Annotated in this window: 10 protein-coding genes; 6 read left to right on the forward strand and 4 right to left on the reverse strand. The window is 56.9% G+C overall.

Annotated elements, in window-relative coordinates:
- Positions 1 to 62: 62 nt before the first annotated feature.
- The 4 genes from lpdA to brnQ all read left to right on the forward strand — a co-directional run bounded on the left by lpdA (position 63) and on the right by brnQ (position 5,528).
- The gene (gene lpdA / locus AOC04_RS04475) at positions 63 to 1,499 is read left to right on the forward strand and encodes a dihydrolipoyl dehydrogenase (protein WP_060691337.1); all 1,437 of its coding nucleotides are present in this window, start codon (positions 63 to 65) and stop codon (positions 1,497 to 1,499) included.
- Positions 1,500 to 1,725: 226 nt separating this feature from the next.
- On the forward strand, positions 1,726 to 2,892 hold the full coding sequence (gene sucC / locus AOC04_RS04480; RefSeq protein ID WP_003446919.1) for an ADP-forming succinate--CoA ligase subunit beta: 1,167 nt from the start codon (positions 1,726 to 1,728) through the stop codon (positions 2,890 to 2,892).
- Entirely contained in the window at positions 2,892 to 3,773 is an 882-nt protein-coding gene (gene sucD / locus AOC04_RS04485; RefSeq protein WP_060691338.1) for a succinate--CoA ligase subunit alpha, read from the forward strand. The genes sucC and sucD overlap by 1 nt, the downstream gene beginning before the upstream one ends.
- A gap of 441 nt (positions 3,774 to 4,214) precedes the next feature.
- Positions 4,215 to 5,528, forward strand: coding sequence for a branched-chain amino acid transport system II carrier protein (brnQ, locus tag AOC04_RS04490; protein WP_060691339.1), 1,314 nt, complete (start codon positions 4,215 to 4,217; stop codon positions 5,526 to 5,528).
- Between the two features lie 185 nt (positions 5,529 to 5,713).
- Here the strand turns inward: brnQ and AOC04_RS04495 are convergent, their stop codons facing one another.
- Positions 5,714 to 5,974 (reverse strand): hypothetical protein, encoded by a 261-nt coding sequence (locus AOC04_RS04495; RefSeq protein WP_003446926.1) that lies wholly within the window; start codon positions 5,972 to 5,974, stop codon positions 5,714 to 5,716.
- A 235-nt stretch (positions 5,975 to 6,209) separates the two neighbouring features.
- On the opposite strand from AOC04_RS04495, the gene htpG reads away from it, so the two are divergent.
- On the forward strand, positions 6,210 to 8,114 hold the full coding sequence (htpG, locus tag AOC04_RS04500) for a molecular chaperone HtpG (RefSeq protein WP_060691340.1): 1,905 nt from the start codon (positions 6,210 to 6,212) through the stop codon (positions 8,112 to 8,114).
- Positions 8,115 to 8,173: 59 nt separating this feature from the next.
- Positions 8,174 to 8,902: a dienelactone hydrolase family protein gene (locus tag AOC04_RS04505; protein ID WP_060691341.1), complete on the forward strand. Its 729-nt coding sequence runs from the start codon at positions 8,174 to 8,176 to the stop codon at positions 8,900 to 8,902.
- Between the two features lie 259 nt (positions 8,903 to 9,161).
- Here AOC04_RS04505 and trhP read toward each other — a convergent pair whose 3' ends face one another.
- From trhP to AOC04_RS04520, 3 genes are all read right to left on the reverse strand, one after another.
- A complete protein-coding gene (gene trhP, locus AOC04_RS04510) occupies positions 9,162 to 10,502 on the reverse strand; it encodes a prephenate-dependent tRNA uridine(34) hydroxylase TrhP (protein ID WP_060691342.1) in 1,341 nt (446 codons plus the stop codon).
- Positions 10,503 to 10,579: 77 nt separating this feature from the next.
- Positions 10,580 to 11,449 (reverse strand): aldose 1-epimerase, encoded by an 870-nt coding sequence (locus tag AOC04_RS04515; RefSeq protein ID WP_060691343.1) that lies wholly within the window; start codon positions 11,447 to 11,449, stop codon positions 10,580 to 10,582.
- A gap of 22 nt (positions 11,450 to 11,471) precedes the next feature.
- Complete coding sequence (locus tag AOC04_RS04520) at positions 11,472 to 12,383, reverse strand: EamA family transporter (RefSeq protein ID WP_060691344.1); 912 nt, start codon at positions 12,381 to 12,383, stop codon at positions 11,472 to 11,474.
- Positions 12,384 to 12,455: the final 72 nt, after the last annotated feature.

Consider the following 12,455-nt stretch of genomic DNA (forward strand, 5'->3'; position numbering starts at 1 on the left):
TCAAAAGGGGTTCGACTTGCAGCTCGCGGCTTGAAGCTTGTCGCTAAAGAGGATTCTTTTACATGTCTCAGAAATTTGACGTTGTAGTGATTGGTGCGGGCCCTGGCGGCTATGTGGCCGCCATCAAGGCCGCACAACTGGGTCTTTCGACTGCTTGCATCGAAAAGTACACCGACAAGGAAGGCAAACTGGCACTGGGCGGTACTTGCCTGAACGTCGGTTGCATTCCATCCAAGGCGCTGCTGGACAGCACCTGGAAGTATCACGAAGCCAAGGATGGTTTTGCCATCCACGGCATCACCACCGGTGAAGTGAAGATGGACGTTGCTGCGATGATCGGCCGTAAAGCCAACATCGTCAAAGGTCTGACTTCCGGCGTTGCTACCTTGTTCAAGGCCAACGGTGTGACTTCCCTGCAAGGCCACGGCAAGCTGCTGGCCGGCAAGAAAGTTGAACTGACCAAGCCTGACGGCAGCGTTGAAATCATCGAAGCCGAGAACGTGATTCTGGCTTCGGGCTCGCGTCCGATCGACATTCCACCTGCACCGGTCGACAACAACATCATCGTCGACTCGACTGGCGCACTGGAATTCCAGTCCGTACCCAAGCGTCTGGGCGTGATCGGCGCTGGCGTAATCGGTCTGGAACTGGGCTCGGTATGGTCCCGTCTGGGTGCTCAGGTAACTGTTCTGGAAGCTCTGGACACGTTCTTGATGGCCGCTGATGCTGCCGTATCCAAAGAAGCCTACAAAACCCTGACCAAACAGGGTCTGGACATCAAGCTGGGCGCTCGCGTCACCGGTTCCAAGGTTAACGGCGAAGAAGTCGTTGTGACCTACACCGACGCCAACGGCGAACAGACCATCACCTTTGACAAGCTGATCGTAGCCGTTGGTCGCCGTCCGGTGACCACCGAGTTGCTGGCAGCTGACAGCGGTGTGACCATCGATGAGCGCGGTTTCGTGTTTGTAGACGATCATTGCGCCACCAGCGTTCCTGGCGTATTCGCCATCGGTGACGTGGTTCGCGGCATGATGCTGGCACACAAGGCTTCTGAAGAAGGTGTCATGGTTGTCGAGCGCATCAAGGGTCACAAGACCGAGATGAACTACGACCTGATTCCATCGGTTATTTACACTCACCCGGAGATCGCGTGGGTCGGTAAAACCGAACAGGCCTTGAAAGCTGAAGGCGTTGAAGTTAACGTCGGCACCTTCCCGTTCGCAGCCAGTGGCCGTGCCATGGCAGCAAACGACACCGGTGGCTTTGTTAAAGTCATTGCCGATGCCAAAACTGACCGCGTACTGGGCGTCCACGTGATTGGCCCGAGCGCTGCAGAGCTGGTTCAGCAGGGCGCTATCGGTATGGAATTCGGCACCAGCGCCGAGGATCTGGGCATGATGGTTTTCTCCCATCCGACCCTCTCCGAAGCGTTGCACGAAGCAGCACTGGCAGTGAATGGCGGCGCCATCCACATTGCCAACCGCAAAAAACGTTAATACCAGACAATAAGAAACCACGGCGGTTTGCCCGTCGTGAGCCTTGTACGCAAGCCTCACCGCGGAATTTCCGCCGGACGCAGTCTTATGTCGCTTGAGCCAGATCCGGCCCCGCCTGTGCGGGAGTCGGGTTTGTCCGGGCAGCACAAGCAGCAGTCACAGGTGGTGCGGCACTAATTAAAGTGCAGCGCCGAATGCGCAGTACCTAACGAAGACGGTAAAAAGCATGAATCTTCACGAGTATCAGGGTAAGCAGCTGTTCGCTGAATACGGCCTGCCAGTATCCAAGGGTTATGCAGTAGATACCCCGGAAGCAGCCGCAGAAGCTTGCGATAAAATCGGCGGAACTGAATGGGTTGTCAAAGCCCAGGTTCACGCAGGTGGTCGCGGTAAAGCGGGCGGCGTTAAGCTGGTTCGCAGCAAAGAAGACGCTAAAGCATTCGCACAACAGTGGTTGGGCAAGCGTCTGGTGACTTACCAGACTGATGCCAATGGTCAGCCGGTCACCAAGATCCTGGTTGAATCGTGCACTGATATCGCTAAAGAGCTGTACCTGGGCGCTGTCGTTGACCGTTCGAGCCGCCGCATCGTGTTCATGGCTTCCACCGAAGGTGGCGTGGACATCGAGAAAATCGCTCACGACACTCCAGAAAAAATCCTGAAAGCCACTATCGATCCGCTGGTTGGCGCTCAGCCATTCCAGGGTCGCGAGCTGGCATTCCAGTTGGGTCTGGAAGGCAAGCAAGTTGCTCAGTTCGCCAAGATCTTCGTCGGTCTGGCCAAGCTGTTCAAGGATCACGACCTGGCTCTGCTGGAAGTGAACCCGCTGGTAATCAAGACTGACGGCGATCTGCACTGCCTCGATGCGAAAATCAACATCGACGCAAACGCCATGTATCGTCAGCCAAAGCTGAAAACTTTCCACGATCCGTCGCAAGACGATCCGCGCGAAGCGCACGCTGCCAAGTTCGAACTGAACTACGTAGCACTGGAAGGCAACATCGGTTGCATGGTCAACGGTGCTGGCCTGGCCATGGGTACCATGGACATCGTCAACCTGCATGGCGGCAAGCCAGCCAACTTCCTTGACGTTGGTGGCGGCGCAACCAAAGAACGCGTAACCGAAGCGTTCAAGATCATCCTGTCCGACAGCAATGTCGCTGCAGTACTGGTCAACATCTTCGGCGGCATCGTTCGTTGCGACATGATTGCCGAAGGCATCATCGGCGCAGTGAAAGAAGTCGGCGTGAAAATCCCGGTGGTTGTTCGTCTTGAAGGCAACAACGCTGAACTGGGCGCTAAAGTACTGGCAGAAAGCGGCTTGAACATCATCGCTGCTACCAGCTTGACCGACGCTGCTCAACAAGTTGTTAAAGCTGCGGAGGGCAAGTAATGAGCGTCCTGATCAATAAAGACACCAAAGTTATCTGCCAGGGCATCACTGGTTCGCAGGGCAGCTTCCACACCCAGCAAGCCATTGAATACGGCACCAAGATGGTTGGTGGCGTAACTCCGGGTAAAGGCGGCACCGAGCACCTGGGTCTGCCAGTGTTCAACACCGTGAAAGAAGCCGTAGCAGCCACTGGCGCAACCGCCAGCGTCATCTACGTTCCAGCTCCTTTCTGCAAGGACTCGATCCTTGAAGCAGCGTTCGGCGGCATCAAGCTGATCGTTTGCATCACTGAAGGCATTCCTACCCTGGACATGCTTGACGCTAAAGTTAAGTGCGACGAGCTGGGTGTTACCTTGATCGGCCCTAACTGCCCTGGCGTTATCACTCCAGGCGAATGCAAGATCGGCATCATGCCAGGTCACATTCACTTGCCAGGCAAAGTAGGCATCGTGTCGCGTTCCGGCACCCTGACTTACGAAGCTGTCAAGCAAACTACTGACGCCGGTTTTGGTCAGTCGACTTGCGTTGGTATCGGTGGTGACCCGATCCCAGGCTCCAACTTCATCGACATCCTGAAGTTGTTCCAGGAAGACCCTAAGACCGAAGCGATCGTAATGATCGGTGAGATCGGCGGTTCGGCTGAAGAAGAAGCGGCTGCCTACATCAAGGCACACGTGACCAAGCCGGTTGTTTCCTACATCGCTGGTGTGACTGCCCCTGCTGGCAAGCGCATGGGCCATGCTGGCGCAATCATCTCTGGCGGCAAGGGTACTGCAGACGAGAAGTTTGCTGCTCTGGAAGACGCAGGCGTTAAAACCGTGCGTTCGCTGGCAGACATCGGCAAGGCTCTGTCCGAGCTGACTGGCTGGGCAATCAAATAAGCCACGTGCTTAGCTGACTGTTACACCAGACAAAGGCCACCTTCGGGTGGCCTTTGTGCATTCCGGGATAAAGCATTTATTGCAGGTGCTCGCGATGCAGACATCTGATATGCCGGAAGTAATGGAGTTGAGAGAAAGTTATCTCCAGCAGCTATTACATATGTAGGAAAGTTCTGATTGCGAAATAAGGAAATCACAGGAAAACGATTTTCGATGTCACTTAAGCGACAACTGCGTTCGTTCATCGGACAGTCCGCCCTATAACAGTGCGTTTCAGGAAAAAAATCGGTAACCTTGCCACCAACTCTGCATTTTTGCGTATGCATCCCAAAAGGAAGCCGCGCGCTAGACGGGTCAACCTTATTCAGGCTGACAGCATTTCCCACATCCGCACGGGAAATTCCCCTCTAAATTCCGATTCAGTAGTGTGGTATTTCCGTAATGAAAGTTTTGAAAGGCCAGGACATTCTGGCACTTGGGTTTATGACATTTGCCCTGTTTGTCGGGGCTGGCAATATTATTTTTCCACCTATCGTGGGCTTGCAGTCCGGACCTCATGTCTGGTTGGCCGCATTGGGCTTCCTGCTCACTGCTGTAGGCCTGCCGGTCGTCACCGTCATTGCACTGGCCAAGGTCGGCGGCGGCATGGATGCCCTGAGCAGCCCGATCGGCAAAGTGGCTGGCGGCATACTGGCAGCGGTGTGCTACCTGGCCGTTGGCCCGCTGTTCGCCACCCCGCGTACGGCTACCGTTTCATTTGAGGTCGGTCTGGCCCCATTGACCGGTGAAAGCCCGCTGGCGCTATTCCTGTACAGCTCCGTGTACTTCCTGATCGTGTTCTTTGTGTCGCTGTACCCAGGACGCTTGCTGGATACTGTTGGCCGGTTCCTGGCGCCGCTGAAAATCATTGCGCTGGCGATTCTGGGCATTGCAGCCTTTGCCTTGCCTGCCGGTGATGTTGGCGTTGCGACCCCGGAATATGTGGCAGCACCGTTCTCCCAGGGGTTTATCAATGGCTACCTGACCATGGATACCCTCGGAGCACTGGTATTCGGCATCGTGATCGTCAACGCGATTCGTTCGCGCGGTGTTGAATCGCCAAAGCTGATTACCCGCTACGCAATCATTGCCGGCCTCATCGCCGGTGTCGGTCTGGCGCTGGTGTATGTCAGCCTGTTCCGTCTGGGGTCGGGCAGCCACGAAGTGGCCGCCGGTGCAACCAACGGTGCTGCAGTCCTGCACGCCTATGTCCAGCACACCTTCGGTTCGCTTGGCAGTGGCTTCCTGGCAGTGCTGATTGCTTTGGCCTGTCTGGTTACGGCGGTGGGGTTGACCTGTGCCTGTGCTGAATACTTCAGCAAGGTTTTGCCGCTGTCCTACAAGACGTTGGTAGTTATCCTCGCCGTGTTCTCGCTGTTCGTATCTAACCTTGGCCTGACCAAGTTGATTGCGTTCTCGATCCCGCTGCTGACGGCTATTTACCCGCCGTGTATCGTCCTTGTGGCCTTGAGCTTCTGCAAAGGCTTGTGGCATGCGCAGGCGCGGATTGTTGGCCCGGTGATGCTGGTGTCGTTTATTTTCGGCACCATCGATGCACTTAAAGGTGCAGGCTTGGGTGAGTGGATTCCTGCCCAGCTGGCTAACATGCCGTTCAGCAGCCAGGGTTTGGCGTGGCTGGTGCCATGCCTGGTTACCTTGCTGGGTGCGGTAATTTGCGACCGCATGTTGGGTAAGCGTCAAGAAGCTATCGCGTAATGACCCTGCACGGCAAAAGCGTGCACTGAGTCAATCAAAAAGCCCTGCATCTAATTAGATGCAGGGCTTTTTTTATGGGCGTACTTCCTGGCAGGGGATTGAAGGTTGTGAGTTTCAATCCCTAACAGCCAGATACAACAAAGCCTGCACTTGGCAGGCTTTGTGTTGCAGCTCACAAAAGCGGATTACTTGCTTTCTGGAGTTGCCACAGGTGCAGCCGGAGCAGCTTCTTTAGCTGCAGCTTCATTCGACTCAGCCTGGGCTTTAGCCGCTTCAGCGTTCTCTTTGGCCGCATCGTTTACTTTGTCTTGGGCTTCATTCATTTTTTCTTGAGATTGCTCGGTGTGTTGAGCCGCTTCCTGGGCCTTGTCTTCGGATTTTTTGTCGCAAGCAGCGAGACCGAGGGTGGCAGCAAGCATCAGGGCAACAGCAAAAGTATTACGCATGGGGTGTTTCTCCTTATGAGTAGATCTACTGGGCGTTTGAGCACGTGCTGTGCGCTTAAGTTCCATGGCCGTTCAGATATATAAACGAGGGGTTATATGCAGCTGTCACGGAGTGAAAAGTGCGGCATTGATTGTGCGGGCCTTGAAATTTGAACCTTAGCCCCCAACTTTCATGACATCCCGCCGCCAACCCTCTCGGGCGTGGCTCATGCCATCTAATCGGAGTTTGATAACAATGAGCGTGGAAACTCAAAAAGAAACCCTGGGCTTCCAGACCGAGGTCAAGCAACTGCTACACCTCATGATCCATTCGCTGTATTCCAACAAGGAAATCTTCCTTCGCGAATTGATCTCGAACGCCTCTGATGCTGTCGATAAATTACGTTTCGAAGCGCTTTCCAAGCCTGAGCTGCTGGAAGGCGGTGCTGACCTGAAAATCCGTGTGAGCTTCGACAAGGACGCCAATACCGTCACCCTCGAAGACAACGGTATCGGTATGAACCGTGACGACGTGATCACCCACCTGGGTACGATCGCCAAGTCCGGTACTGCTGACTTTATGAAGAACCTGTCAGGCGACCAGAAGAAAGACTCGCACCTGATCGGCCAGTTCGGCGTGGGTTTCTACTCGGCCTTTATCGTGGCTGACAAGGTTGACGTATTCAGCCGCCGTGCCGGTACGCCTGCAAGCGAAGGCGTGCATTGGTCCTCCAAGGGCGAAGGCGAGTTTGAAGTTGCTACCGTCGAGAAAGCTGATCGCGGTACCAAAATCGTGCTGCACCTGAAGAAAGGCGAAGAAGAGTTCGCTGATGGCTGGCGTCTGCGCAACATTATCAAAAAGTATTCCGACCATATCGCCCTGCCAATCGAGCTGCCTAAAGAGCAGACCGTAGCGGAGGGCGAAGAAGCACCGGCTCTGGAGTGGGAAACCGTTAACCGCGCCAGTGCTCTGTGGACCCGTCCTCGTACTGAAGTCAAAGACGAGGAATATCAGGAGTTCTACAAGCACATTGCTCACGACTTTGAGAACCCGCTGGCCTGGAGCCATAACAAAGTAGAAGGCAAGCTGGAATACAGCTCGCTGCTCTACGTGCCGGCCCGTGCTCCGTTCGACCTGTATCAGCGTGAAGCGCCAAAAGGTCTGAAGCTGTACGTGCAGCGTGTATTCGTGATGGATCAGGCAGAGTCGTTCCTGCCGCTGTACCTGCGCTTCATTAAAGGCGTGATCGACTCCAATGATCTGTCGTTGAACGTGTCGCGGGAAATCCTGCAGAAAGACCCGATCATCGATTCCATGAAGTCGGCGCTGACCAAGCGTGTACTCGACATGCTGGAAAAACTGGCGAAGAACGAGCCTGAGAAATATCAGGGCTTCTGGAAGAACTTTGGCCAGGTCATGAAAGAAGGCCCGGCTGAAGATTTCGCCAACAAGGAAAAAATCGCCGGTCTGTTGCGCTTTGCTTCGACCCACGGTGACGACGGCGAGCAAAACGTTGCTCTGGCCGACTACCTGGCCCGTGCCAAAGAAGGTCAGGACAAGATTTACTACCTGACCGGCGAAACCTACGCCCAGGTCAAAAACAGCCCGCACCTTGAAGTCTTCCGCAAGAAAGGCATCGAAGTGCTGCTGCTGACCGATCGTATCGACGAGTGGCTGATGAGCTACCTCAGCGATTTCGACGGCAAGAGCTTTGTTGACGTGGCACGCGGTGATCTCGATCTGGGCAACCTGGACTCGGAAGAGGACAAAAAAGCCGCAGAAGAAGTCGCCAAGTCCAAAGAAGGTCTGGTTGAGCGTATCAAGGCAGCCCTGGGCGAAAGCGTCAGCGAAGTGCGGGTATCGCACCGTCTGACCGATTCTCCAGCCATTCTGGCCATCGGCGAGCAGGACCTGGGCATGCAAATGCGCCAGATCCTGGAAGCCAGCGGTCAGAAAGTGCCGGAATCCAAGCCGATCTTCGAGTTCAACCCGGCTCACCCGCTGATCGAGAAACTCGATGCGGAGCAGAGCGAAGAGCGTTTTGGCGACCTGTCGCACATCCTCTTCGACCAGGCAGCCCTGGCGGCTGGTGACAGTTTGAAAGACCCCGCGGCCTATGTCCGTCGTCTAAATAAACTGTTAGTAGAGTTGTCGGTGTAACTGAGCTATAAAAAACCCGCTTCGGCGGGTTTTTTTTGTTTCGAATTCAGGAGTTTTTAATGAAATCTATTACGGTCAGTTCCGTTGCCTATCAAATTGACGGCCTGTCTTACGAAGGCCGTCTGGCCTTTGACCCGAGTCGAGAAGACCCGCTGCCGGGCTTGCTGATGGCACCAAACTGGATGGGTATTAGCGAAGGCGCTGAAGAGATTGCCAAATCAGTGGCAGAGCAGGGCTATGTGGTGCTGATCGCCGACCTGTACGGCCAGGCCATTCGCCCGGCCAACGGTGACGAGGCGGGTGCTGCGATGATGCCGCTCAAGAACGACCGCGCCCTGTTGCGCAAGCGTATGTGGGCGGCCTATGACGTGCTGAAAAACCAGGGCCTGGCCGTGGTCGACAGCAGCAAGCTGGCGACGTTTGGCTTCTGTTTCGGTGGCTGCTGCTCGCTGGAACTGGCGCGTGGTGGTGCACCGTTGAAAGCTGCCATTTCCTTCCACGGATCCCTTGATACACCGAATCCGATCGATGCCAAGAGCATCACCGGATCAGTGCTGGTGCTGCATGGCGCGTCCGACCCGCTGGTGCCCCATGAACAATTGCCGGCTTTCGAAGCCGAGATGAACGCGGCCGGCATCGACTGGCAACTGACCAGCTATGGCGGCGCCGTGCACTCCTTCACAGACCCCCATGCCAACGTGCCGGGCAAAATGATGTACGACGCCAAAACCGCGCATCGGGCCTTCACCGCCATGCACAACCTGCTGGATGAAGTATTCAGGGACTGACACCACACTGTGTGTGCTGCCTTGATGGTGCGTTAACATTGTGGGAGCCAGCTTGCTGGCGATGGCTTCGGCTCAATCCTGCAGATACAGCCGGTTGCCTGCATCGCTGGCAAGCCAGCTCCCATAAGGGTGTATGTGTCAGGTCCTGGCCCTGTGGGAGCCAGCTTGCTGGCGATGGTTTCGGTTCAATCCTGCAGATACAGCCGGTTGCCTGCATCGCTGGCAAGCCAGCCCCCACAAGTTTGTAAGTCAGGTGGGGCTATGCCGTGCGCTCGATGGTTTCGCTTACTGTCAAATCCCGCATCAGCAGCGCGTAGTTCAGATCCACCTGGTCCGGTATTGGCAAGTACACGGTGTGGCCGTCCCCCGGCGCTACCTGAACCGGTAGCCCGGCGCTGTTGTGCAACCGGTCAAGATCAAAGTGATAGTTGCCACGGGGCGTCATCAACTCCAGATGATCACCCAAGGCAAAGCGGTTTTTGACTTTAACTTCAGCCAGCCCGTTGCGCCGCTCGCCGGTCATCTCCCCCACAAACTGCTGACGATGGGACAGCGAGCTGCCATGCAGGTAGTTCTGGTACTCGTCGTGCACATGGCGGCGCAAAAAGCCTTCGGTGTAACCGCGCTGCGCCAGTGACTCCAGATCGGTCATCAGGCTGTGGTCAAAATCACGGCCCGCCACCGCATCATCAATCGCCTTGCGATACACCTGGGTCGCCCGCGCGCAGTAAAAATGCGATTTGGTGCGGCCTTCGATCTTCAGCGAATGCACCCCCATGGCGGCCAGGCGCGCAACGTGTTGCACCGCCCGCAAATCCTTGGAGTTCATGATGTAGGTGCCGTGTTCGTCTTCGAAGGCCGACATCGGCTCATCCGGGCGACTGGCTTCGTGCAACACGAACACTTCATCCCTGGGCGCCCCCACCCCGAGCGTTGGCTCAACGATATTGACCACATTGCCCAGCTCGTTTTCCGTTGCCGGGGTTGCCGCGTACTTCCAGCGACAGGCATTGGTGCAACTGCCCTGATTGGCGTCACGCTTGTTCATATAGCCCGACAGCAGGCACCTGCCGGAGTAGGCCATGCACAGTGCGCCATGTACGAAAATTTCCAGCTCCATGGCGGGTACTTTTTGGCGGATTTCCTCGATTTCTTCCAGTGACAGTTCCCGCGACAGAATGATCCGGCTCAAACCCTGCAGTTGCCAGAATTCGACACTGGCCCAGTTCACGGTATTGGCTTGTACCGACAAATGAATCGGCATCTGCGGGAAGTGTTGGCGTACCAGCATGATCAAGCCCGGGTCGGACATGATCAGCGCATCCGGGCCCATGGCAATCACCGGCTCAAGGTCTTTGAGAAAGGTGCGTAGCTTGGCATTGTGCGGGGCGATGTTGACCACCACGTAAAAGCGCTTGCCCTGAGCCTGGGCCTCGGCGATACCGATGGCCAGGTTGTCGTGGTCGAATTCGTTGTTGCGCACCCGCAGGCTATAACGTGGCTGGCCGGCGTACACCGCGTCGGCGCCATAGGCGAAGGCATAGCGCATGTTTTTCAGGGTGCCGGCAGGGGCGAGGAGTTCGGGCGGTGCAAGTGGCATGGTCAGATCATTCGCAAAAAGGCGCGATGGTAGACGAGCCCACAGCCCGAACTATTGATCTGGATCTACAAAGCGCATCACAGCGGCCGGTAACTCATGCTCAAAGCCAGCCCGGCCGATTGCCCCCGGTGCAACAGCTTCAGTCCCGGGCGGCCTGGCAGGTGGTGGGCGTTGACCGGATGACTGACCGGTTCGAAGCAAAAGAAATCCTCTGCTTCAGGGCAATACACCAGGCAATACGGGGCCCCCGTGGCCCGGCACTCCAGCTCGTAGCCCAGGTCCGGCTGGCTGATCAGCCCATGGCCATCCCAGCCGGTAAAACAGTTGTCGAGTCGTGTCTCAGGCAGGCGGGCAAGCTGATTGAAATCCCGGTCCGCCGCCAAAGCGGCAAGGTGCGTGGTCAGCCCGTTGCTATCGCACAGCCAGACTTGTGCAGTGCGGGCCTGCAAGCGGGTGCGGGGCGTGCGGGGCAAATAGGGATGCAGCCCCAGGCCATGCCAGGCGGCGCGTTCGTCCTGATGGGTCACGCTCAGCTCGATGCGCAGTTGACCTTCACTCAGGCGGTAATGCAGCTGTGCGCGGTAGGCGAAGGGCACAGTGCTCTCGAGTTGCACGCAGGCATGCTGCGCCGTGTGCTCAATCACGCGCCAGGGTTGTTGCCAGCCGCTGCCGTGGATGGGCAAGGCTTCGGTGGGGCTGTTGGGCTGCAGCACAAACCAGTGCTGCGGGCCGTCAAAGCCGCCCGCACCGATGCGGTTCGACCAGGGCACCAGCGGATAGCACGCCAGGCGTCCCGGCAAGCCGCTGTTCAATGCCGTGTCGGCACTGGGGCGCAACAGCGGCTGGCCACTGGCGATGACGCTCCAGTTGACAATGCTGGCCCCGATCATCGGCGCCAGTGTCAGCCGGGTCAGGCGGTCTTCAAGGATCAACGTTTCGGGCTGCATGGCCGCTACCTCAACTGAGCAATCACGCGGCACGCCGCCACGTCAGCATCACAATACCGGCGACTACGATCAAGCCACCGATCACCTGACTGCTGCTGAGCAACTGGTCCAGAATCAGCCAGCCAAACAGCAGGCTGGCCACCGGTTCAACGTTCATGACCGGGGCATTGCGGGCCATGTCCAGGCGGGTCAGGCAAATAAACAGCAGGCAGAACCCTAGTCCATAAAGTGCCACCAGGCAGGCGAGGGCGGTCCAGCCGGTTGACGAACCGGGCAGAGAAACGCCTCCCGGCAATACACCGCTGACTCCGGCGACTGCCGCGACGCTGAATACAATCAGCATCGTCAGCATGCTGCGCACCGTACCGCGAACGCTCGACAGCTTGTGGTCAGTGATCCACAGCGCGCAGGCAAAGACAGAAGCTGCGGCGAACCCGAAGGCAATGCCTTCCAGCCATTGTGTTTCGGTTGTGCCTTGATTCGACAGGCGCTCGGGGACGTCCAGGGCAAATGCCAGCCCGAACATGATCACGCCCATCAATACCGCTGCCCGCCGGGTCGGGGCCGAACCGCCCAGGGCCCAGGTCAGCAGCACCAGCAGGATCGGCGCCACGTTGGCGATCAACAATGCCAGGGCCACGGGGATTCGGGCCACGGCTGAATAGATAAAGAAGCTTTGCGCCGCGATCAGTACCCCCAACAGCAATTGCCAGCGCCAGTGGGCGGGGGTTAACCGGGGGCGTTCACGTTGCCACAGCACCAGGCTGGTCAACACCAGCAGGGTCACGCCGGCGCGGCACAGAATCGCCAGCAACAGACCGGTGTCGTGGTCAAAGGCAATCCGCGCGGCGATGTGGTTGCCGGCAAATGCGCAGGCCAGCAAGACCAGCAGCAACACCGCGACATGACGGGGAAACAAAGCAGGAGCAGACATGAGCAACCAGCCTCCTTGGCTGGAAATTAAACCGAGAATCTGTAGGAGCGAGCTTTTAAACAGCTCGCGAGC

The sequence above is a fragment of the Pseudomonas versuta genome (genome assembly GCF_001294575.1).
Taxonomy (GTDB): Bacteria; Pseudomonadota; Gammaproteobacteria; order Pseudomonadales; family Pseudomonadaceae; genus Aquipseudomonas; species Aquipseudomonas versuta.

What these genes read in the sequence shown, in the direction of transcription:
- brnQ (WP_060691339.1), top strand. Translation starts at nt 4,215, where the DNA reads ATGAAAGTTTTGAAAGGCCAGGACATTCTGGCACTTGGGTTTATGACA.
- sucD (WP_060691338.1), top strand. Translation starts at nt 2,892, where the DNA reads ATGAGCGTCCTGATCAATAAAGACACCAAAGTTATCTGCCAGGGCATC.
- AOC04_RS04515 (WP_060691343.1), bottom strand. Translation starts at nt 11,449, where the DNA reads ATGCAGCCCGAAACGTTGATCCTTGAAGACCGCCTGACCCGGCTGACA.
- AOC04_RS04495 (WP_003446926.1), bottom strand. Translation starts at nt 5,974, where the DNA reads ATGCGTAATACTTTTGCTGTTGCCCTGATGCTTGCTGCCACCCTCGGT.
- AOC04_RS04520 (WP_060691344.1), bottom strand. Translation starts at nt 12,383, where the DNA reads ATGTCTGCTCCTGCTTTGTTTCCCCGTCATGTCGCGGTGTTGCTGCTG.
- trhP (WP_060691342.1), bottom strand. Translation starts at nt 10,502, where the DNA reads ATGCCACTTGCACCGCCCGAACTCCTCGCCCCTGCCGGCACCCTGAAA.
- htpG (WP_060691340.1), top strand. Translation starts at nt 6,210, where the DNA reads ATGAGCGTGGAAACTCAAAAAGAAACCCTGGGCTTCCAGACCGAGGTC.
- AOC04_RS04505 (WP_060691341.1), top strand. Translation starts at nt 8,174, where the DNA reads ATGAAATCTATTACGGTCAGTTCCGTTGCCTATCAAATTGACGGCCTG.
- lpdA (WP_060691337.1), top strand. Translation starts at nt 63, where the DNA reads ATGTCTCAGAAATTTGACGTTGTAGTGATTGGTGCGGGCCCTGGCGGC.
- sucC (WP_003446919.1), top strand. Translation starts at nt 1,726, where the DNA reads ATGAATCTTCACGAGTATCAGGGTAAGCAGCTGTTCGCTGAATACGGC.